This window comes from Comamonas sp. FG99 (assembly GCF_057808605.1).
This window is the reverse complement of record NZ_JBMDII010000014.1, coordinates 88,959-109,261: the sequence shown is the minus strand read 5'-3', so window position 1 is coordinate 109,261 and position 20,303 is coordinate 88,959. Positions and strand designations below refer to the sequence as shown.

18 protein-coding genes are annotated in these 20,303 nt (G+C 67.7%); 12 read left to right on the top strand and 6 right to left on the bottom strand.

Going from position 1 to position 20,303, the window contains the following annotated elements:
* Window positions 1-118: 118 nt before the first annotated feature.
* Window positions 119-925: an IclR family transcriptional regulator gene (locus ACODRX_RS11715; RefSeq protein ID WP_488871675.1), complete on the bottom strand. Its 807-nt coding sequence runs from the start codon at window positions 923-925 to the stop codon at window positions 119-121.
* Between the two features lie 143 nt (window positions 926-1,068).
* Between ACODRX_RS11715 and ACODRX_RS11710 the strand changes: the two genes are divergently transcribed.
* The 5 genes from ACODRX_RS11710 to ACODRX_RS11690 all read left to right on the top strand — a co-directional run bounded on the left by ACODRX_RS11710 (window position 1,069) and on the right by ACODRX_RS11690 (window position 6,993).
* Window positions 1,069-2,355, top strand: a complete 1,287-nt coding sequence (locus ACODRX_RS11710; protein ID WP_488871674.1) for an MFS transporter — start codon at window positions 1,069-1,071, stop codon at window positions 2,353-2,355.
* A 2-nt stretch (window positions 2,356-2,357) separates the two neighbouring features.
* The gene (locus tag ACODRX_RS11705) at window positions 2,358-4,091 is read left to right on the top strand and encodes a thiamine pyrophosphate-binding protein (RefSeq protein ID WP_488871673.1); all 1,734 of its coding nucleotides are present in this window, start codon (window positions 2,358-2,360) and stop codon (window positions 4,089-4,091) included.
* Between the two features lie 13 nt (window positions 4,092-4,104).
* Window positions 4,105-5,154 (top strand): zinc-dependent alcohol dehydrogenase, encoded by a 1,050-nt coding sequence (locus ACODRX_RS11700; protein WP_488871672.1) that lies wholly within the window; start codon window positions 4,105-4,107, stop codon window positions 5,152-5,154.
* Window positions 5,155-5,168: 14 nt separating this feature from the next.
* Complete coding sequence (gene budC, locus ACODRX_RS11695; protein ID WP_488871671.1) at window positions 5,169-5,951, top strand: meso-2,3-butanediol dehydrogenase; 783 nt, start codon at window positions 5,169-5,171, stop codon at window positions 5,949-5,951.
* A gap of 61 nt (window positions 5,952-6,012) precedes the next feature.
* Entirely contained in the window at window positions 6,013-6,993 is a 981-nt protein-coding gene (locus ACODRX_RS11690) for a tripartite tricarboxylate transporter substrate binding protein (protein WP_488871670.1), read from the top strand.
* A 104-nt stretch (window positions 6,994-7,097) separates the two neighbouring features.
* Here ACODRX_RS11690 and ACODRX_RS11685 read toward each other — a convergent pair whose 3' ends face one another.
* A complete protein-coding gene (locus ACODRX_RS11685; RefSeq protein WP_488871700.1) occupies window positions 7,098-8,012 on the bottom strand; it encodes a LysR family transcriptional regulator in 915 nt (304 codons plus the stop codon).
* 119 nt (window positions 8,013-8,131) lie between these two features.
* On the opposite strand from ACODRX_RS11685, the gene ACODRX_RS11680 reads away from it, so the two are divergent.
* Genes ACODRX_RS11680 through ACODRX_RS11665 form a run of 4 tightly spaced genes read left to right on the top strand, consistent with a single transcriptional unit; the run spans window position 8,132 to window position 12,938 of the window.
* Entirely contained in the window at window positions 8,132-9,064 is a 933-nt protein-coding gene (locus ACODRX_RS11680; RefSeq protein WP_488871669.1) for an intradiol ring-cleavage dioxygenase, read from the top strand.
* 13 nt (window positions 9,065-9,077) lie between these two features.
* On the top strand, window positions 9,078-10,142 hold the full coding sequence (locus tag ACODRX_RS11675; RefSeq protein WP_488871668.1) for a maleylacetate reductase: 1,065 nt from the start codon (window positions 9,078-9,080) through the stop codon (window positions 10,140-10,142).
* Between the two features lie 55 nt (window positions 10,143-10,197).
* Entirely contained in the window at window positions 10,198-11,853 is a 1,656-nt protein-coding gene (gene mhpA, locus ACODRX_RS11670; protein WP_488871667.1) for a bifunctional 3-(3-hydroxy-phenyl)propionate/3-hydroxycinnamic acid hydroxylase MhpA, read from the top strand.
* On the top strand, window positions 11,850-12,938 hold the full coding sequence (locus tag ACODRX_RS11665) for an alpha/beta hydrolase family protein (protein ID WP_488871666.1): 1,089 nt from the start codon (window positions 11,850-11,852) through the stop codon (window positions 12,936-12,938). The genes mhpA and ACODRX_RS11665 overlap by 4 nt, the downstream gene beginning before the upstream one ends.
* Here the strand turns inward: ACODRX_RS11665 and ACODRX_RS11660 are convergent.
* Together ACODRX_RS11660 and ACODRX_RS11655 are read right to left on the bottom strand one after the other, a co-directional pair.
* The gene (locus tag ACODRX_RS11660; protein ID WP_488871699.1) at window positions 12,920-14,560 is read right to left on the bottom strand and encodes an MFS transporter; all 1,641 of its coding nucleotides are present in this window, start codon (window positions 14,558-14,560) and stop codon (window positions 12,920-12,922) included. The genes ACODRX_RS11665 and ACODRX_RS11660 overlap by 19 nt on opposite strands.
* A gap of 228 nt (window positions 14,561-14,788) precedes the next feature.
* Entirely contained in the window at window positions 14,789-15,826 is a 1,038-nt protein-coding gene (locus tag ACODRX_RS11655) for an asparaginase (RefSeq protein ID WP_488871665.1), read from the bottom strand.
* Between the two features lie 126 nt (window positions 15,827-15,952).
* On the opposite strand from ACODRX_RS11655, the gene lexA reads away from it, so the two are divergent.
* Window positions 15,953-16,666 carry a transcriptional repressor LexA gene (lexA, locus tag ACODRX_RS11650; RefSeq protein WP_488871664.1) on the top strand — a complete coding sequence of 238 codons (714 nt, stop codon included), beginning with the start codon at window positions 15,953-15,955 and terminating at the stop codon, window positions 16,664-16,666.
* A 115-nt stretch (window positions 16,667-16,781) separates the two neighbouring features.
* Window positions 16,782-17,279: a hypothetical protein gene (locus ACODRX_RS11645; RefSeq protein WP_488871663.1), complete on the top strand. Its 498-nt coding sequence runs from the start codon at window positions 16,782-16,784 to the stop codon at window positions 17,277-17,279.
* 7 nt (window positions 17,280-17,286) lie between these two features.
* Here ACODRX_RS11645 and ACODRX_RS11640 read toward each other — a convergent pair whose 3' ends face one another.
* Window positions 17,287-18,081 carry a crotonase/enoyl-CoA hydratase family protein gene (locus tag ACODRX_RS11640; protein WP_488871662.1) on the bottom strand — a complete coding sequence of 265 codons (795 nt, stop codon included), beginning with the start codon at window positions 18,079-18,081 and terminating at the stop codon, window positions 17,287-17,289.
* Window positions 18,082-18,322: 241 nt separating this feature from the next.
* On the opposite strand from ACODRX_RS11640, the gene ACODRX_RS11635 reads away from it, so the two are divergent.
* Window positions 18,323-19,105 carry an enoyl-CoA hydratase/isomerase family protein gene (locus ACODRX_RS11635; protein WP_488871661.1) on the top strand — a complete coding sequence of 261 codons (783 nt, stop codon included), beginning with the start codon at window positions 18,323-18,325 and terminating at the stop codon, window positions 19,103-19,105.
* A 95-nt stretch (window positions 19,106-19,200) separates the two neighbouring features.
* Here the strand turns inward: ACODRX_RS11635 and tsaD are convergent, their stop codons facing one another.
* On the bottom strand, window positions 19,201-20,253 hold the full coding sequence (gene tsaD, locus ACODRX_RS11630) for a tRNA (adenosine(37)-N6)-threonylcarbamoyltransferase complex transferase subunit TsaD (protein WP_488871660.1): 1,053 nt from the start codon (window positions 20,251-20,253) through the stop codon (window positions 19,201-19,203).
* Between the last annotated feature and the right edge of the window lie 50 nt (window positions 20,254-20,303).

Below are 20,303 nucleotides of genomic sequence, written 5' to 3'. Positions count from 1 at the left end.
CGCAGCGAGCTCATCACCCATCCCCTGCCGCTCCACCAATGATCTGCAAGGGTCATGGTGAGAAGCGGCCACAGCGGCGCTGCCGAGCTCCAAGGCACCCATAGGCGCCAATCCTGCTTCAACGGTAGAGAACCGAGGAGATGCGCGCGCAGGTCTGGCGCAGATCCTGCCCCACCTGCTCCAGCAGTTCCAATTGGCGCCGATAGGTCAGAAAAACAGCGCTGATGCCAAACTGCGGCTGCCCCTGGCGATCAACGATCACCGAGGCCACGCCAGTCACGCCGTAGTAGGTCTGGCTGTCATCCAATGCCCAGCCGGCCTCCTTGGCTCGGGCTATCTGCAGCAAGAAATCCTCCAACTCCGGCGCATCCTCAAATTCCAGTTCGGCGTGGATCTTGCCAAGCGCCTTGCGGTCCAGCCCCTCAACAGCGGCCGTCATCCGGCCCACCGCCCCCGCATGCAGCGGCAGGCGCACCCCTAGCCCGGTTTCGATGCGCACCGGCGTGCTCATCCGGCCGCTGGCCACCGCCGTCCACTCCTCGCCGCTGCGCCGCCACAGCACGGCCTGGCCCCCCGATGCGTCGGAGATCCGGTCCAGCTCCGGCTGGATGAGCTGGAAGGGCGACATCGCGATGACCCCGCCCATGATCTCCGCCAGGCCGATGCCCAGTTGGTAAGTCTTGGCGCCCGGGTCAAGCGACACGATGTCCTGCGCATGCAGGGTGCGCAAGATGTTGAAGCTCGTGCTGGGGCTGATGCCTGTCGCCCGCGCGATAGCGGTCACGCCCTCCGGGCCGTTCAGCGACGCCAGGTATTTGAGGATCCGGATCGCATTGACGACCGCGCCCACTTCGGTTTTCGGGGCAGCGGACGCATCTCCAGGTATGCCGCCGATCGATTTTTTATTCACAATACTGAATTCCATTCAATAGGTTGAATTTCCGCCAACTTCTCGATACGATGCATGCGCGTCTTCAGACCAAGGCGCGCTTCAGAAATTTCAACATCGGCCCCCTTGCGGGGGACAGGAGACACCATGGCAATTCTGACATCTACATGGGAGGGCGCATGAAGCTCTCCACACTGCGGGGCGTGATTCTGGCGCTCCTGTTCTGCGGCGGCCTGATCAACTACATGGACCGCGCCGTGTTCTCGGTGCTGGCGCCGCAGATCGCCAAAGACCTCGGCCTGGACGCGGTGCAGATGGGCCTGACGTTCAGCTTCTTTTCGTTTGGCTATACCGCCTTCTGCTTCGTCGGCGGCTGGGCCGCGGACCGCTTCGGCGCCCGCAGGACCCTGATTGTCTCGATGACGCTGTGGTCGCTGTTCTGCGCGCTGACCGGCGCCGCTTTCAACCTCGTCTCGCTGCTGGCGATCCGCACCCTGTTCGGCATTGGCGAGTCGCCCTGGATCGCCTCGGCCAACAAGGTGCTGGTGCGCTGGTTTCCGCAGGACCGCTACACCAGCGCCTTCGGCCTGGCCAGCGCCGGCCAACCACTGGGCGGCGTGATCGCCGGCCCGCTGGTGGGCATGCTGGCGGTCTTCATCGGCTGGCGGGGCTCGCTGGTGCTGATCGCCTGCATCGGGCTGCTGTGGGTGCTGTGCTGGATCTTCCTGGCCAGCGATCATCCAGCCGCCAACCGCTGGCTGGACCAGGCCTCGCACCGCCTCGTGGAGCAAGAGGCCGCCGCCCAGGCCGCGCAGGAACACAGCCAGCAGGCCCAGGGAGGCTTGTGGCGCGCCCTGGCCCAGCCCACGGTGCTGGCGGTCACGGTCTGCTTCTTCGCCTACACCTACATGCTGTATTTCTTCCTGGCATGGTTTCCCAGCTATCTCACACAGGCCTTCCAGATGAAGCTCAGTGACATGAGCTGGGCCAGCGCGGTGCCCTGGCTGCTGGGCGTGATCGGGCTGGTCGCGGGCGGCTATATCTGCGATTGGGCGGTGCGCAAGACCGGCGATCCACTTCGGGCACGCAAGCTGGTGCTGGTGCCTGGACTGCTGCTGGCCGCGGCCGCCGTATTCCAGGCGGGCTCGGCCAGCAGCGCGTTCACGGCCGTGGTCTGCATGGCATTTGGCGTGGGCTTCATGTATCTGACCGGGCCGACCTATTTCGCGATTGCCATGCAGGCGGTGCGCGCTGAAAGCATGGGTACGGTCGGCGGCTTCATGGTGCTGGTCGCCAACCTGGGCGGCATGCTTTCGCCGCTGATCACCGGTTTCATCGTACGGGAGTCCGGCGGTTTTGCGCCGGCCTTCCATCTGGCGGGAGCGCTGGTCGCGGCGGGCGCGCTCATCGTCACGCTGTTTGCCCGCTCCCATTCTCCCGAAACCAACCATCTCCAGAAGGCCTGACCATGCAATCCCAGCATTTTTCGAACGGCGGCGCCCTGCTCGCCCAGGCGCTGCGCAGCGCCAGCGTCGACAAAGTATTCGCCCTGCACGGCGGGCACCTCGACGCCTTCTTCCACGGCTGCCGGCAGCAGGAAATCGAGCTGATCGACTTCCGCCACGAATCTTCCGCCGGCCATGCTGCCGACGCCTATGCGCGGATCACCGGCCGCATCGGCGTGTGCGTGGTCACATCGGGGCCCGGCTTCACCAACGCGATCTCGGCCATCGCCAACGCCCAGCTGGACAGCATCCCGGTGCTGTTCATCGTGGGCGCACCACCGCTGCGCGAGACGCTGACGAACGAGCTGCAAGGCGGCATCGACCAGATCGCGATGGCACTGCCGAGCGCGAAATGGGCACACCGCATCACCAACCCCGAGCGCATTCCCGACATCACCGCCATGGCCATCCGCAAGGCCACCACCGGGCGCAAGGGTGCCGTGCTGCTGGAGGTGCCCATCGACGTGATGCACCTTCCCGTGCCCGCCGGATTCGCCACCCCGTTTTCCGACGCTGCCAACCGCCCGCAGCCCCAGGCGGCACCGCAGGAGATCGAGGCAGCGCTTGCCATGCTGCGGCAGGCAAAGCGCCCGGCCATCATCTGCGGCGTCGAGGCCGCCCAGGCACGCTGCGGCGACAGCCTGGCGGCATTCGCGCAGACCGCGCAGATCCCGGTGTTCATGGCCGCCCGCGGCATGGGCGTGCTGCCCGCCAGCCACCCGCTCAATGGCCACCAGGCCGGCAATATCGCGCTGCTGGGCGAGCACAAGCCGGATGTGATCCTGCTGCTCGGCCAGCGCCTGGGACTGCGTATGGGCGGGCGTGGCAACAGCATCCTGGCCAAGGACGCGCGGCTGATCCAGGTGCACAGCGACGCCGCCGAGATCGGCCGCATCCGTCCCATCGATCTCGCCATAAGCGCCGATTGCGATGCGGTCTGCCAGCAGCTCGCCGCGGCTGCGACTGTGCTGGACTGGCCCGAGCGCTCGGCCTGGGTACGCCAGGCCGTGGGCGCGCAATGGCTGGTGGAGCAGCAATATCCGCAGCAGCAGACCAGCCAGGGCATCCACCCCTACCACGGCGCCAAGGCTGCGATCGAAGCCGCCGGGCCGGATGCCATTTTCGTGCTCGACGGCGGCGAATCTTCCAGCTGGGCGGCGCACCATGTCCGTGTCAGCGAGCCCGGCCACATGATCGGCCAAGGCTACCTCGGCTGCCTGGGGACCGGGCCCGGCCATGCCATAGGCGCGCAAATCGCGGCGCCCGGGCGGCGGGTGGTGCAGGTCACTGGCGATGGCGCCATGGGCTTTCATATCGGCGAGTTCGACATCATGGCCCGGCGCGGGCTGCCCATCATCACCGTGATCCTGAACAACAAGGTCTGGGGCATGTCGCTGCACGGCCAGCAGATCCTGTACGGGCAGGACTACGACGCCATCTCCCGGCTCGGCGACACGCACTACGCCAACATCGCGGCGGCCTTCGGCTGCCATGGCGAACGCGTGACCGACATCGACCAGGTGGCGCCGGCAGTGCAACGCGCGATCGCCAGCGGCAAGCCGGCCTGCATCGAGATCATCACCGACCCCGATGTGGCGCACCCCGTCACCGCAGCCGCGCTGGGCGTGGTGCCCGAGGGCAGCGGTGACGTGATGATTCCCTACTACGAGAACATTCCGCAGTTCCGCGCTGCCTGAGAAAGGACTATCGATGCTGGCCTTGCGCAAGACCGGCCCGGCCCCAGGGCTGACGCTGCAGCATATTCCCGAACCAACTCCCTGCGGTCCCGATGAGGTGCTGGTGCAGGTGCATGCCACCGGCATCTGCGGCAGCGACCTGCACATCGCCGACTGGCATGACTCCACGTTCGCCTGGCTGGCCGAGCGGCTGCCGGTGACCATGGGCCACGAGTTCGCAGGTACCGTGACAGCCGTGGGCGCCGAAGTGAGCAACCTGCGCCCCGGCGACCGCGTGACCGTGCAACCCACGTTGTGCTGCGGCCGCTGCGCCGCCTGCCAGGCAGGCGATGCAGAGCGCTGCTCGGCCGTGGGTTTTCTAGGCGTCACGCGCGAGGGCGCCTTCTGCTGCCAGGCCAAGGTGCCGGCGGCAAACTGCTATACGCTGGCGCCGCACGTCGATTTGGCACTGGCTGCGTTGGCTGAGCCGCTGGCCGTGGCCCACAACGCCCTGCGTACGGGGCAGGTGCCGCCCGGCGCCACGGTGCTGGTGTTGGGGCCCGGCACCATCGGCCAGGGTATCGCCGTGCAAGCCATGCTTGCCGGAGCCGGCACCGTCATCGTTGCGGGCCTGAACGACACCGAACGCTTGCGCCAATGCCAGGCGCTGGGCCTGGAAAACCTTGCCGATCTGGCCCATGAAACCCTGGCGGATGCCGTTGCCCGCTGCACGGGCGGAAATAGCATGGTGGACCGTGTATTCGAAGCCACCGGGCACCCGCAAAGCCTGGCCGATGCGTTGCAGGCGCTGGCCGTGGGCGGCGTGCTCACATGCAGCGGCATCCATTTCCAGAACGCCAGCCTGGACGTGAGCCATCTGGTACGCAAGCGTTTGCAGATCCGTGGCGCCTATGGCTCCGGCCCGCGCGACTGGGAGGCCGTGGTACGCCTGCTGGCCAAGCACGGCCCGCGGCTGGCGCCCATGGTGACGCATCGGCTGCCACTCTCACGCATCGAAGAGGGTTTTGCGCTCGCGCGCTCCAAAGCCGCATCCAAGGTGCTGGTGTTCCCCGAAAACCCCTGAACCGCGAGATCTCCATGCAACGCTTCAAGAACACCCGCGTGCTCATTACCGCCGCAGCCTCGGGCATTGGCGCCGCCACCGCGCGGCGCTTCGTGCAGGAAGGCGCGAATGTGCTGCTGTCCGATATCGATGCCGGGCGGCTCGACGCCTTGGTGCAGGAGCTGCGCCGGCATGGCCCCGGCAGCGCTGCCGGCCAGGTGGCCGACGCGGGCGACGCCGCCGCCGTTGCCGCCCTGGTGGGGCAGGCCGTGCAGACCCTGGGCGGGTTGGACACACTCGTAAATAATGCCGGCATCGGCGCCTACTGCGGTGTGACCGAGCTTACCGAGGAGCGCTGGCAGCGCGTGCTCGACGTGAGCCTGAGCTCGGTCTTCCATGCGGCCAAGGCGGCTATGCCGCACCTGCGGGCATCGCGCGGCTGCATGGTGAACACGGCCTCCATCTCGGGCCTGGCGGGCGACTATGGCTTTGCGGCCTATGCGGCTGCCAAGGGCGGCGTAGTCAATCTGACGCGCACGCTTGCGCTGGACCATGCCCGCGATGGCGTGCGCATCAACGCGGTCTGCCCGGGCCTGGTGAACACGCCGCTGACGCAGAAATTCTTCGAGCGGCCCGCACTGATGGCAGCCTATGAACGCCATATCCCCATGGCGCGGCCGGCCCAGCCCGAGGAGATCGCGGGCGCCATTGCCTTTCTGTGCTCACCCGACGCCTCGTACATCACCGGCATCAACCTGGCGGTCGACGGCGGGCTTACGGCCTGGACCGGCCAACCCCGTTTCAGCGACTTCCTCTAGTCGCAACGCAACGCATTCCCCCCATCCCCCATCAACGAACCATTCCACTGAGGAGACAAACATGAACCGCATTCTTTCGCTCCGCACCCGCCGCGCCTTCTGCGCCGCAGTGTCGCTAGCCGCGCTCGGCGCAACCACGCAAGCGCAGGCCAATACAGACTACCCGCACAAGCCCATCACGCTCTACGTCCCGTTCCCTCCTGGAAGCGCCACCGACTCGATGATGCGCGCCATGGCCCCGGTGTTAAGCCAAACGCTAGGCCAGCACGTCGTCGTGGACAATCGCTCCGGTGCCGGTGGCACCCTGGCTGCCGCCTTTATGGCGCAGTCCAAGCAAAACGACGGCTACCAGCTGGCCGTAGCCCCCATCACCCTATTCATGGTGCCGCACATGCAGAAGGTGCCGTACGATCCCATGAATGATCTGACCTATGTCGTCGGCTTTGCGGCTTATACCTATGGGCTGGTCGTGCCATCCCAATCACCTTGGAAGACGCTAGACGACTTCGTGGCCGCAGCCAAGGCAGCGCCGCAGCCGATCACCGTCGCCAACAGCGGCGCAGGTAGCCCGGGCCATGCCGCCACGGTGCTGCTGGAGCGGAAAATGGGCCTGAAGCTGGAGGCCGTTCCTTACAAGGGCGGCGCCGAGATGGTGCCCGCCTTCAAGGGTGGCCATGTGCAAAGCGTGCTTGACGGCGGCTGGGCCGCCGCAGTACGGCAGGCGGATGGCCGAGCACTCGTCACCTTCACTGACAAACGCATGCAAGCCCATGTACCCACAGCACGCGAGGTAGGCATCGACCTGGTGCTGGAAAGCCCCATTGGCCTGGTTGGTCCCAAGGGCATGGACCCCAAGGTGGTAAAGAAAATTCAGAATGCCATCAAGGCCGCAATGGGTGACGCCAATCTAAAGAAGGCCATGGCGACCTTCGACCTGACCGATAACTATTTGAGCAGCGAAGACTACCGCAAGACGGCTGAGCGCCTGTGGATCAGCGAGCGCCAAAATCTGGAGATGCTAGGCTTGATCAACGCCAAGTGACACGCATGACAGCGCCTCCCCCGCGCCAATGCATGCGGCTACGCCGGTAGGGCCCCGGCAGCGCCGCCGCTGCCGCCCTGGTGGCGCAGACCGTGGAGACCCTGCTATGACGCCCATTTCCGCTCAAGGTCGAGCCTGGCGAAGCGCTCGACCAGGAATTCGGTGAAGACCTTGATCTTCGCCGGCTGGTGGCGGCGGCTCTGGTAGGCGATATTGATCGTCAGGGGTGGTAGCTCCCATTCGGGCAGCACCGGGATCAGGCGGCCGGCGACGATGTCGTCGTGGATGATGTACTGAGGCTGGATCAGGATGCCCAGACCGGCCAGTGCCGCAGCCCTTATCACCTGCCCTTCATTGGCATCCAGCGCGGGCAGGATGTCTATCGCACAGGCGTCCTTGCGGCGCTTGAGGTGCAGCACATAGGGATCATTGGCAAGGTTGTAGACCAGCATCTGGTGCCGAGCCAGGTCTTGCGGCTGCCTGGGCCGCCCCTGCGCGGCCAGGTAGGCGGGCGATGCCGCCAGCACGCGCCGCATCTGCGCCAGGCGGCGCACCGTGATGCCCGAATCACCCTCGTGTTCGCGCGTGCGGATGGCCACATCGATACCCGCTTCAATAAAGCCCGGATAGCGGTTTGCCGTCGTGACCTGAATTGCCAGCTTGGGGTAGCGCCGCCGCAGTTCCGGCAGCGCTGGCGCGATGTGGATCATGGCGAACGAAACCGAGCTCGTGATGCGCAGCACCCCGCTCGGGTTGGATGTCACTGAGTTGACCTCAGCCTCGGCATCGGCCATCTCGGCCAGCATGGAACTGCAAGCCTGGTGGTAGCTGCGCCCGGCATCGGTCAGCCACAGCCTGCGCGTCGTGCGCTCCACCAGCCGGGCGCCCAGGCGTTCCTCCAGGCCGCTCAGATAGCGGCTGGCCGCCGCATTCGACAGGCCCAGCTTTTCCGCGGCCTTGGACAGGCTGCCCAGTTCCACCACCTGCACGAATAGTTCGATTTGCGTCCAGCGGTCCATGCCCGGCAATTCTTCCACTAGATGGAAATAAGATTTGTATTCTAGGTATTTTTCTTCCATTTCCAAGCTTGCATCATTGCTCCATTCGGGTTTCAAGCCCGGCACCAGGAGACAAGGGCATGCGCAACATCAATGAAGACACCATCACCCAGGCCGTGATTGCGGCCATGGTCGACTGCGGCAACCCCCGGCTGCTGACCATCATGACCAGCTTGGTGCAGCACCTGCACTCCTTCGCCCGTGAAGTCAAGCTCACCGAGGCCGAGTGGGAGCAAGCGGTCGGCTTCCTGACTGCCGTGGGCCACATCAGCGACGACAAGCGCCAGGAATTCATCCTGCTGTCGGACACCCTTGGGCTGTCCACCCTGGTGACGGCCCAGAACAATGCCAAACCGCCGGCCTGCACCGAATCCACCGTGTTCGGCCCTTTCTTTGTCGATGGCGCTCCGCAGCTGGACTTGGGTGCCGACATCGCCAACGGCGCCTGCGGCGAGCCCTGCTATGTGAGCGGCCAGGTGCGGGGCCTCGATGGCCGGCCGGTGGCGGGCGCGCTCATGGACGTCTGGCAGTCGGACGAGGACGGCCACTACGACGTGCAGCTGCCCGCCGCCGGCAGCGCGCACGAACACCGGGCTCGGGCGCGCCTGCGCACCGATGCCCAGGGGCGCTTTCGCTTTCGCTCCATCCTGGCCGTGCCCTACCCCATTCCGCACGATGGCCCGGTGGGCCGCATGCTGGCGGCGCTGGGGCGCCACCCCTGGCGGCCGGCGCACCTGCACTTCATGATCGCGGCGCCCGGCTACGAGCGGCTGATCACCCATGTCTTTCGCGATGGCGGCGCCTACCTCGATTCGGATGCCGTGTTCGGCGTGCGCTCGACCCTGGTGGCCGACTGGGTGCGCCATGGGCCCGGCATTGCGCCGGACGGCTCGCATTCAGAACAGCCCTTCTACACGCTGCAGTACGACTTCGTGCTCAACCCCGCCACTGCTGCGCAGGAGCTGGCCCCGCCGCGCACCGCGCGCCACCAGGTCGATTGCCAGCAATCCTGAAAGCGGAGCTTCCATGCCTCAATCCTTTGTCTATCAAGCGCTTCCGGGCCGGGTCGTATTCGGCGCCGGCGCCCTGCAGCAGCTCGAAGCCGAACTGGACGCACTCGGCGCCCGACGGGCCCTGGTACTGTCCACCCCGGAGCAGCGGGCAGGCGCCGAAGCCATTGCCCAACGGCTGGGTGCGCGCTCGGCCGGTATCTTCGACCGTGCCGTGATGCACGTGCCGCTGGAGACCGCCCGCGAAGCCCGTGAAGTGGCGCGCGAACGCGATGCCGATTGCGCCATCGCCCTGGGCGGCGGCTCCACCATCGGCCTGGGCAAGGCGATTGCGCTGGACAGCGGCCTGCCGATCCTGGCGGTGCCCACCACCTATGCCGGCAGCGAGATGACCCCCATCTACGGCATCACGCAGGATGGCGAAAAACGCACCGGCACCGATGCCCGGGTCCTGCCCCGCACCGTGATCTACGACCCCGAACTCACGTTCACGCTGCCCGCGGACATGTCGGTGACCAGCGGCATCAACGCGATCGCGCACGCCGCCGAGGGCCTCTATGCGGCCAACGCCAACCCGGTCACGCGCCTGATGGCGCAGGAAGGCATCCGCGCGCTCGCCGCCGGGTTGCCGGGCATTCGCGCCAACCCGGCGGATGCCGGGGCCCGCAGCTCGGCCCTGTATGGCGCCTGGCTGTGCGGCACGGTGCTGGCCCATGGTGGCATGGCACTGCACCACAAGCTGTGCCATACGCTGGGCGGCAGCTTCAATCTGCCGCATGCGCAGACCCATGCCGTCGTGCTGCCCTATGTGCTGGACTTCAACGCCAGCCATGCCGGCGACGCCATGCGCCGCATGGCCGAGGCCCTGGGCACCCGGGGCAGCGCGGCCGCCGGCGTGTGGGATCTGGCCCGCGACAACGGCGCACCAACCTCGCTGCGCGCCCTGGGCATGGAGCAGTCCGAGCTCGACCGCGCCGCGGCCATCGCCACCGCGCGGCCGTACTGGAACCCGCGGCCGGTGGATCGGGCTGCCGTGCGCACCGTGCTGCAAGCGGCCTTCGATGGCGCCCGCCCTGCCTGAGGCTCATATCCACGTGCAGCCCACTGCACCCGCCACACCACAAGGAGACAAGACGATGCCAAACCATCAAGACATCCCGCCACCAGGCCAGCAGGCCTGCCATGACGTCGCCGTGATCGGCTACGGCCCCACCGGCCTGGTGGCCGCCTCGCTGCTGGGCCAGGCCGGCTACAAGGTAGTGGTGGTCGAACGCTGGCCTACCATGTACGGATTGCCGCGGCTGACCCACATCGACGGCGAGACCGCCCGCATCGTCCAGGCCTGCGGCGATGTCGACCAGGCGATGCGCGATTCGCTGCCGCTGCACACCTACCACTATGTGAATGCCGAGGGCGATCTGCTGCTGGAGCTGGAATGGAAGGGCAAGCAGTGCGGCTACACCGCGCACAACTCCATCTACCAGCCCGACATCGAAGACGCGATCCACGCCCATGTCGCCACGCTGCCCAACGTCCAGCTGTTTCGCGGCTGGGAGGCGGTGGCGCTGGAGCAAGGCGCGGGCCGCGTCAGCTTCACAATCCAGCCCATCCAGAGCGCGAGGAACAGCGCCCAGGCGGCCGAGCCGCCGCGCCGGCTGGCGGCGCGCTACCTGCTGGGCGCCGATGGCGCCAACAGCTTTGTACGCACTGCGCTAGGCATAGGGCGCAACGACTATGGCCACAAGCACCGCTGGCTGAACCTCGATTCGGAAAACCTGTCGCAAGCCGCCGAACGCTTCAAGCTGCTGACCATCTTCTGCGACCCCGAACGCGGCCACATGTACATGCCCATCGGCCGCAGCCGCACCCGCTTTGAGGTGCGGCTGCTGGATGGCGAAAGCATCGAGGACTGGGAAGACCCGGCCCGGGGCTGGCACTGGCTGCAGGAAAAGTACGGTGTCGGCCCCCAGGATTTCAAGTTCCTGCGCCATGTGGTCTACACCTTCCAGACCCGCATGGCCGAGCGCTGGCGCGAAGGCAACGTGCTGCTGGGCGGCGATGCGGCCCACGCGATGATGCCCTACATGGGCCAAGGCGCCTGTTCCGGCATTCGCGACGGCATCAATCTGGCCTGGAAGCTCGACCTGGTGCTCAGCGGCCGCGCATCGCCCGCGCTGCTGGACAGCTACGAGGCAGAGCGCCGCCCGCATGCCCAGAAAATCATGGAGATGTCGCTGTTCCTCGGCCAAGTCACCAATGAGGAAGATCCACAGAAAGCGGCAGCGCGCGACGAGGCCTTCCGCACCCGCAGCATGCCGCCCATGCCGCCCTTCCCGAAGCTGGAAGACGGCGTGCTGCACCGCGAGGCGGACGGCAGCCTGAAGGCCTGCACCGGCATGCCCGGGCCACAGGCGCGGGTGCGGTGCGGCACCAGCGAGGGCCGGCTGGACGATGTGATCGGCCGTGGCTTTTTGCTGGTGGCGCGCGAAGACCCGATGCGGGTGCTGGGCCCCGGCCAGCGGGCCTTTCTGGAACGGCTCGGCTGCCGCACCGTGGTGCTCGAACGCACCGCCGGCGCCGTCACCGAGCTCGATGGCGAGATATCCGGCTTCATGGCCGAGCACGGTATCCAGGCCTATATCGGCCGCCCGGACTTCATCGTCTTCGGCGCGGTACAGCGCATGGCCGAGCTGGCGGCCCTGGTTGACGAGCTGCGCCTGAAGCTGCATTGGATCGATGGCGCGCATGACGGCCAGGCACCGCATGCCCCAGCCATGGAGCAGACGGCATGAGCGGCACGATTTCTTCCGCCACGCTGGCCTTGCAGCGCGCCATGCCGATGAGCCGGCTGCTGGACTGCGGCATGGACTTCGCCGACGCCCAGGCGCTGTTGCGGCGCAGCAGCGCCGGCGAGGCCTGGGACCAGGTAGCCGAGGCGCTGGCGCTGGCGCAGCTCGACCGCGCCGCCGAGGCCGCGTCCGCCGGCTGCCGCGTGACGGCGACCGAGGCGCAGGCCGCCGCGCTGGCCGACCTGCTGTTCGCGCAGATGGCCTTCAACCAGGACAACCCGCGCAAGCGCGCGCTCTACGGCCAGTTGGTCGCGGCCACGCAAAGGCTGTGCGAATGGTCGGATGGCCGCATGGCGCGCATCGAAGTGCCATTTGGCCCAGGCCGGCTCATAGGCTGGCTGGTACGGCCCCGCGCCGCGCAGGCGCGCGGCACGGTACTGGTATTTGGCGGCCAGAGCGGCTGGGGCGTAGCTTACCTGCCCATCGCCCGCGCGCTGGCCCGGCGGGGCCTGGCAACGCTGCTGGCCGAAGGGCCGGGCCAAGGCGAGACACGCATGCGCCAGGGCATCCTGGTCGATGTCGACATGGAAGCCGCCTACAGCCAGTTCATCAGCGTCATCCTGAGCGACGCAACGCTTGGCGCGCCAGGCATATGGGGCAACAGCGTGGGCGGGCTGTGGGCGGCCCGCACCGCGGCGGCCGATGCGCGCATCCGCGCCTGCTGCATCAACGGCGGCCTGGCAGCCCCGACGCTATTGCCCTTCCGAACCTTCATTGAGCAGGCCGGCGCCATGCTGGGCACCGGTGACGAGGCAGCCATCGCCGGCAACTTCAGGCGCATGAGCTTTCGGCCCGGGCGCGACCGCATCGCCTGCCCGCTGCTGGTGCTGCACGGCGGCGCCGATCCCCTGGTGAAGCCGCAAGACCTGCAGCCCTTTCTGGATGGCGCGGACCATGCCGACACCAGCTTGCGCGTGTGGGCTGACGGCGAGCACACGCTCTACAACCATGCGGCCGAGCGCACCGCCTTCGTGGCGGACTGGTTTGCCCGGCGGCTCGACCGCGCCGGTCAGCTTGCAGCGAAATAACGCTGCACCAGCGGCGGCTCCTTGCCCTTGTGAAAGGCCAGCTTGCGGTCGCGCAGCGCCACATCGGCCGCCGTCACGCGGTCGAAGCGGCGCAGGTGCTCGGTCCAGGATTCGTCGACGATCTGTTCGAGATAGCGTTCCGGCTGGCTCAGGCTGTGCAGCAGATGCCAGGTCAGCGCGCCCTGGCGCATGCGGCTGCGGCGGCTCTCCTGCATCAGCTCCCTGAATTCGGCCGCCTGCGCCGGATCGATCAGGTACTCGATGGTCACCACCACGCGCCCGGCCTCGGGCGGTATGTCGACCACCGGCCGCTTGAAGGCCTTGGACGGACTCATGTCCTCCTCGATCTGCCGGTCCACCACCCAGCGCTGCACCACCAGCATCGACAGCAGGCCGGACGCGGCCGCCAGCGCCAGGCTGTCGCGCACGCTGAGCACACTGGCCACCTGCCCCCAGAGCGCGGCGCCCGCCGCGGTGCTGCCCATGATGAACATCAGATAGATCGACATGCCGCGGGCCCGCACCCAGTTGGGCAGCGACATCTGGACCGCCACGCTCAAGGTGTTGGCCGTGGAGATCAGCGCCATGCCGGCCAGCATCATGGCCGGCACCGCCACGTAGGCATGGGGTGCAAACGCCACCACCAGCGTGGACAGCCCCTGCACGATGGTGCCCAGCAGCACCAGCCGCTCCTTGGGCAGGGCCTGGCGCAGCCGCGGCAAGAATGTGGCGCCGATGATGGCGCCCGCGCCCATCGAGGCCAGCAGCAGCGTGAAGGTATTGGCGCCACCGCCGCCATCGCTGCTGCCGTGCAGGCGCTGCGCGGTCAGCGGCAGCAGCGCCATCACCGCGGTGGACTGCAGGAAAAAGCTCACCGTACGGGCCAGCACCGCATGCATGCGCGGCGACTCCTTGACGAACTGCAGGCCCACGCGCATGGCCGAGGGCAGGCGTTCGCGGCCCAGCGGGCTTTCCTGGTGCTTGCGCTTCCAGCGGATCAGCACCAGGCCCGAGACGACGGACAGCACCGCATTGAGCACGAACACCCAGGCACTGCCCAGGCTGGCGATGATGGCGCCGGCCACCAGCGGGCCGACGATGCGCGAGGCATTCATCGCCACCGCATTGAGCGCCAGCGCCGAAGGCAGGTGGTGCTTGGGCACCAGCTCCGGAATCAGGGCCGAGAACACCGGCCAGCGCATGGCCAGCCCGATGCCGTTGGCAAAAGTGAGCGCCAGCAGCAGCGGCGCGGTCATGCGGCCGGACAGCACCACCAGGCACAGCACCAGCGCCACGGCCGCAACCCAGAACTGGGTGACGATGAAATAGCGGCGCCGGTCCAGGATGTCGGCCAGCGCGCCGCTGGGCAGGCTGAGCAGGAACACCGGCAGCGTGGAGGCCGACTGCACCAGGGCCACGAGCACCGGCGAGGTGGTGAGCGAGGTCATCAGCCAGGCGGCCGCCACATCGTTCATCCACATGCAGGTATTGGCCGCCATCCAGATCAGCCACAGCATGCGGAAGGTGGGCGCCGACAGCGGGGCCCATACCGCGCCAGACGCCTTTTGCTCCTGCGCCTGCCTTGCGGTCTGGGCCGCGCCGGCCACGTCCTCGGCGCTCATGCCGGCAGGGTCCTCCAGCAAGGCACCGGGCTCGCGGCCAGTGGGCCTTTCGGCGGGCTCGGGCGTTGACACGGGTGAAATCGGGGGGCGAGCGCTGTGGTTCTGATCACCGGCCTGCGGCGATATGGACTGGGAAAGATGATCGTCGGCCATGAACCCGCATTTTGCGGGCAAAAAGACAGGCCGATGGCGACTTTGCCGCCCTCGGCCCTTGACCGATCCATCCCACTACCCGCTGGCCAAGCCATTTTTGCCGAACAGGCCCAGCAGCCCCAGCTGCAGCGACACCCGCGCCTTCACCGCGCTGAGGCTGCTTGCAGGGGGCGCCTCGGCGCCCGGCTCCCACTGCAGCGGCGGCCGCAGCGCCACCCCGGGCTCCAGGATCTGCCCCAGCGCACAGCGCGAGCTGCGCCACACCGGCACGCCTTGCCGGCGCGCCTGCTGGGCGCCAGCCAGCAAGGCCTGGTGCAGCGTGCCGTTGCCGGTGCAGGCCAGCACCAGGCCCTGCACCCCCGCCTGCAGCAAAGCGGTGAGCAGCTCGGGGCGGGCGCCCGCATGGCTGCCCACCACCTCGACCCAGGGCCAGGGCACATCGGCCTGCGCCAGCCGCTGCGCCGCCTGGGCGCCCCGGTAGCCCGGCGGCATGCCCACCGGTGTATCCGCGCACCTGCCGCCGGCCCAGCGCACGCCGCCGTTCTCCACCCAGCCGGCCGGCCCCTGCTCGCCCGAGCCAAAGGCCCGCAGCCGGTGCGGATGCATCTTCTGCACCCAGCGTGCCGCATGCACCTCGCCCTCGGCCACCACCACCACCTCGGGCAGCCATGCCGCGGCTGTGGCCACCGCCAGCGCATCGCGCAGGTTCTGCGGCCCGTCGGGCATCAAGGCATTGGCCGGCCGCATCGCGCAGGTCAGCACCACCGGCTTGGGCAGCCGGCCCAGGCACTCCTGCAGAAACCATGCGGTCTCCTCGATGGTGTCGGTGCCGTGGGTGATGACCACCGCGCGCACCTGCGCATCCAGCAGCGCGCTGTGGCAGGCCTGCAACAGCGCGCGCCACACCGCATCATCCATGTCCTTGCTGTCGATCTGCGCGAGCTGTAGCGCCTCGACCGGCGCCGCGCCGCCCTCCCCGCCCCAGCCAGGCAGGCCCTGCAGCAGCGCCTGCACCGACAGCTGGGCGGCCTGGTAATGCCCCGCATTCGCCGCATCCGGCGCCAGCCCGGCAATGGTGCCGCCGGTGCCGATCAGCACAATTTTTGATGGCATCTCTTGCCTCCGACAAAAAACTGGTTAAAAATACAGGTACTGGATTAATTCACAGTAAACACCGCGGCCCGATCCGCCTTGTATCGGCCGTCTGTATCGGCCATCTGCCAATGAACCGGAGATCTTATGCGAGACCACCTCAAGCTCACGGCGCGCCAACAGCAAATCCTGGAGCTGGTTCAGGACGCCATCGCGCGCACCGGCGCCCCGCCGACCCGGGCCGAGATCGCCACCGCGCTCGGCTACAAATCCGCCAACGCGGCGGAAGAGCACCTCAAGGCGCTGGCGCGCAAGGGAGCGATCGAGCTGGTCAGCGGCACCTCGCGCGGCATCCGGCTCAAGGCCGAGGCACTGCGCACCATCCAGGAAGCACAGCAGGCGCGCAACGGCATGGCCCCCGCGCGGGCTGCGCTGGCCGACATGGGCAACGAGATCGTGCAGCGCCTGGGCAGCCTGCTGCTGCCGCTGGTTGGCCGCGTATCGGCCGGCTCGCCCATCCTGGCGCAGGAGCATGTGGACCGCACCTATTCCGTCGAAGGCGGCCTGTTCGCGCAGCAGCCCGACTACCTGCTCAAGGTGCGCGGCATGTCGATGCGCGACGCCGGCATCATGGACGGCGACCTGCTCGCCGTCAAAGCCACGCATGAGGCCCGCAACGGCCAGATCATCGTGGCGCGGCTGGGAGATGACGTCACCGTCAAGCGCCTGCACCGAACCAAGGAAGGCATCGAGCTGCTGGCCGAAAACCCCGACTACCTGCCCATCGTCGTCCACCCCGGCGAACCCTTCGAGATCGAGGGCATCGCGGTGGGGCTGATCCGCAACACCATGCTGATGTAGCCCCGCCAGGCCGCCGCAGGTGGCGGGCGTTGTGGCGGTGCGCAAGCACCCCCAACCCTGCGGCAGCCATGCTTTTGCAATCCTGCCTGTGTTTTGACCACACTAGGAGATTCACATGCTGATTGCCGACGCCTTGCGCGCGCTGGTGCCGCTCGCCCGCCCTTTCACTGCCTTTAGCGCATCCGGCGCGCTATCCAGTGCCTTGCCCTGTGCCAACGATGAACGGCAGGCGCCCGCCCATGCCACCTGGCACCGCAGCGCGGTTGTGCACCGGCAGCCCGCCGGCGAGCAGCTAAGCCTGCTGGATGCCCCCGCGCCCGTTCACCCTGGCGCAGCGGCACGCCCGCTGGAGTTGATCCGCCGCCCCCGCCCCGCCAGCCAGCGCCCACGGAGCCAGCTGCTGCGTGGTGCCCGCATCGAGGCCGCGGTGTCGCACCTGGCCAGCCCGGTGCAGCAGCACAGCGCCGCGGCGGCCAACGATGCCTCGATCAAGATGTTCTGGGGCCATGGCAGCCCCCGCGCCGGCCGGCCAAGCGGCTGGGCCATCGCCGGCCGCATGGCCGATGTCTGCGCAGAGTTGGAGCGGCTGGAGCGGCTGGAGCGCGTGAGCTGAAGGAGGCTCAGCCGCCGAACTGCGGCGTGCGCTTTTCCAGAAAGGCCGATACCGCCTCGCGGTGGTCGGCAGTCTGGTGGGCCAGCGACTGGTAGGCGGCCGACAGCTCCAACAGCGAAGCCAGGCTCATGTGCATGCCTTCGCGGATCAGCTTCTTGGTCATGCGCGTGACCTGCGGCGGGTTGGCGGCAATCTCGTCGGCCAGCCGGTTGGCGGCCGCCAGCAGCTCCTCGTGCGGCACCACCTGCGACACCAGGTTCCATTGCAGCGCGGTGGCGGCGTCGATCATGCGACCGGTGAGCGACAGCTCGGCCGCGCGCGACAAACCGATCACCCGCGGCAGCAGCCAGGCGCCGCCGTCGCCGGGGATGATGCCCATCTTGATGAAGCTCTCGGCAAAGCGCGCCTTGTCGGAGGCGATGCGCAGGTCGCACATGCAGGCCAGGTCCAGCCCGGCGCCCACGGCGGGGCCGTTGACCGCGGCGATCAGCGGCACCTCCAGGTTGAACAGCGCCAGCGGCAATCGCTGAATGCCCTGGCGGTAGTCGTCGCGGATGCGCATGCCGTCCACCTCGCCGAAAGACTGCTCCTTCATCTTGCGGATATCGCCGCCGGCCGAGAAGGCCGGCCCCTCGCCCGTCAGGATCACCGCGCGCACGCTGCGGTCGGCGCTGATGCGGTCTGCCGCCGCCAGGAATTCCTCGACCGCGGTGTTGCCGGTCAGGGGATTGCGCTGCTCGGGCTGCGACATGGTCAGCGTCACCACATGGCCGCGCTGCTCGTACTTCAAGAATGCATTCACGATGTGCTCCTTAGGGTCCTGCAAGGGGTTTGCGCCGGAGCATACGCGCAAACACCGCGTTTGCCGCGCTATCAGCTGACACCGATTGCGTATGGCTCCCTCGCCTGTGCGTAAGCACCGGTTCAGCATTGCCGAAGTCTGACGTGTGGGGGACAGGCCTGCCGCGCGGCTATTCTTAGCATGCATGCCTGGGCGCACGGGCATACGGCCACGCGCCCCCACATTTTCCGGACCGACGACCATGACATCCCTGACACTCACCATGCACGGCGCCACCGCCTTGCTGACCCTGAACCGCCCCGAAGCGCGCAACGCGCTGGACCAGTCCATGCGCGAGGAGTTCGCGCGCCTGGTGCCGCAGCTGCGCGACGACCGCAGCGTCAAGGCCATCGTGCTGGCCGGCGCCGGCGGGCACTTCTGCGCCGGCGGCGACATCAAGTCGATGGCCCAGACCGTCTCCGGCAAGCAGGACGTGTTCGACAGCCGCAACCGCATGCTGGCGCTGCACAAATGGTTCGATGAGCTGCTGGACATGGAAAAACCCGTGATCAGCGCCGTCGAAGGCAGCGTCTTCGGCGCCGGCCTGTCGCTCGCGCTCAGCGCCGACTTTGTTTTCGCAGCGCCCAGCGCCAAGTTCTGCGTGGTGTTCAGCAAGATCGGCTTCATCCCCGACCTCGGCGCCATGTACCTCCTGCCGCGCCTGATCGGCCTGCAAAAGGCCAAGGAACTGGCCTTCACCGCCCGCGTCGTCGACGCGCAGGAAGCCCTGTCGCTGGGCATGGTCTACGAAGTGAGCGAGTCGAGCGTGCTGGAGCGCGCCCTGGCCTTCGCCGAGCGCTTCGCCAGCGCGCCGACCGAGGCCATCGGCATGACCAAGGTGGTGATGAACCGCGCCTTCGAGACCGCCCGCGACTCGGTCTACCAGCAGGAAGCCATCGCCCAGACCCTGTGCCGCGAAAGCGAATTCCACCAGGAGGCGATCAAGCGCTTCATCGCCAAGCAGCCGCCGCTGTTCCAGTGGTAAAAAGATAGCTTTTAGCGCTTATCCGTCAATGATTTCAAATACTTTTCATATTGAAATCGTTGACAGACAAGCGCTAGCAGCTATTGTTTCTGAAATCAAGCCACTGCCGGGCTGATCGCATCCAGCGGCCAGCGCGGCTTCACGTCGAAGGCATAGGTCTTGCTCGCCTGCTGCTGGCCGGCCTGCAGGCGCATCGCGGCGGCCATGGCGATCATCGCACCATTGTCGGTGCACAGTTGCAGCTCCGGATAGTGCACGCGGATCTGGCGCGCGGCGCAGGCCGCATCGAGCTGCGCGCGCAGCAGCCGGTTCGCGCCCACGCCGCCCGCCACCACCACGCGGCGCATGCCGGTCTGCGCCAGCGCCGCCAGCGTCTTCTTCACCAGCACCTCGACAATCGCCGCCTGCGTGGCTGCGGCCAGATCGGCCTTGCTGGCATCGAGCGCGGCGCCCAGCTTCTTGGCCTGGGTGAGCACCGCGGTCTTCAGCCCGGCGAAGGAGAAATCCAGATCGCCGCTGTGCAGCAGCGGCCGCGGCAGCTTGAAGGCATCGGCGCGCCCCTGTTGCGCCAGCCGCGACAGCTCCGGCCCGCCCGGATACGGCAGGCCCAGCACCTTGGCGGATTTGTCGAAGGCCTCGCCCGCAGCGTCATCGATGGTCTCGCCCAGGATCTCGTAGCGCCCCACGCCGTCCACCCGCATCAGCTGTGTATGCCCGCCCGACACCAGCAGCGCAACGAAGGGAAATTCCGGCGGATCGCTGCTGAGGAAAGGCGACAGCAGGTGCCCCTCCAGGTGGTGCACGCCCAGCACCGGCCGGTCCAGCGCCGCGGCCAGCGCGCAGGCCGTACCCGCGCCCACCAGCAGCGCGCCCGCCAGGCCCGGGCCGCGGGTGAAGGCCACCACGTCCACCTCGGGCAGCGCGCGGCCGCAGGACTCCAGCACCTGCCGGGTCAGCGGCAGCACGCGCCGGATATGGTCGCGGCTGGCCAGCTCGGGCACCACGCCGCCATAGGCACGGTGCATGTCGATCTGGCTGAACAGCGCATGCCCCAGCAGCCGCGGCACGGCGACGCCCTGCTCTGCCTGCACCAGGGCCACGCCTGTCTCGTCGCAGGAAGACTCGATTCCCAAAATCAGCAAACTCATGCCGCCAGTGTAAAAAATCCCCAATGCCCGGGCGTGGGCATTGGGGATCG

Coding starts and splice junctions, on each gene's coding strand:
- tsaD (WP_488871660.1), bottom strand. CDS start 20,253: ATGAGTTTGCTGATTTTGGGAATCGAGTCTTCCTGCGACGAGACAGGC.
- ACODRX_RS11700 (WP_488871672.1), top strand. CDS start 4,105: ATGCTGGCCTTGCGCAAGACCGGCCCGGCCCCAGGGCTGACGCTGCAG.
- ACODRX_RS11715 (WP_488871675.1), bottom strand. CDS start 925: ATGGAATTCAGTATTGTGAATAAAAAATCGATCGGCGGCATACCTGGA.
- lexA (WP_488871664.1), top strand. CDS start 15,953: ATGCGAGACCACCTCAAGCTCACGGCGCGCCAACAGCAAATCCTGGAG.
- ACODRX_RS11690 (WP_488871670.1), top strand. CDS start 6,013: ATGAACCGCATTCTTTCGCTCCGCACCCGCCGCGCCTTCTGCGCCGCA.
- ACODRX_RS11675 (WP_488871668.1), top strand. CDS start 9,078: ATGCCTCAATCCTTTGTCTATCAAGCGCTTCCGGGCCGGGTCGTATTC.
- ACODRX_RS11710 (WP_488871674.1), top strand. CDS start 1,069: ATGAAGCTCTCCACACTGCGGGGCGTGATTCTGGCGCTCCTGTTCTGC.
- ACODRX_RS11635 (WP_488871661.1), top strand. CDS start 18,323: ATGACATCCCTGACACTCACCATGCACGGCGCCACCGCCTTGCTGACC.
- ACODRX_RS11645 (WP_488871663.1), top strand. CDS start 16,782: ATGCTGATTGCCGACGCCTTGCGCGCGCTGGTGCCGCTCGCCCGCCCT.
- ACODRX_RS11655 (WP_488871665.1), bottom strand. CDS start 15,826: ATGCCATCAAAAATTGTGCTGATCGGCACCGGCGGCACCATTGCCGGG.
- ACODRX_RS11665 (WP_488871666.1), top strand. CDS start 11,850: ATGAGCGGCACGATTTCTTCCGCCACGCTGGCCTTGCAGCGCGCCATG.
- ACODRX_RS11685 (WP_488871700.1), bottom strand. CDS start 8,012: ATGGACCGCTGGACGCAAATCGAACTATTCGTGCAGGTGGTGGAACTG.
- ACODRX_RS11660 (WP_488871699.1), bottom strand. CDS start 14,560: ATGAGCGCCGAGGACGTGGCCGGCGCGGCCCAGACCGCAAGGCAGGCG.
- mhpA (WP_488871667.1), top strand. CDS start 10,198: ATGCCAAACCATCAAGACATCCCGCCACCAGGCCAGCAGGCCTGCCAT.
- ACODRX_RS11705 (WP_488871673.1), top strand. CDS start 2,358: ATGCAATCCCAGCATTTTTCGAACGGCGGCGCCCTGCTCGCCCAGGCG.
- ACODRX_RS11680 (WP_488871669.1), top strand. CDS start 8,132: ATGCGCAACATCAATGAAGACACCATCACCCAGGCCGTGATTGCGGCC.
- budC (WP_488871671.1), top strand. CDS start 5,169: ATGCAACGCTTCAAGAACACCCGCGTGCTCATTACCGCCGCAGCCTCG.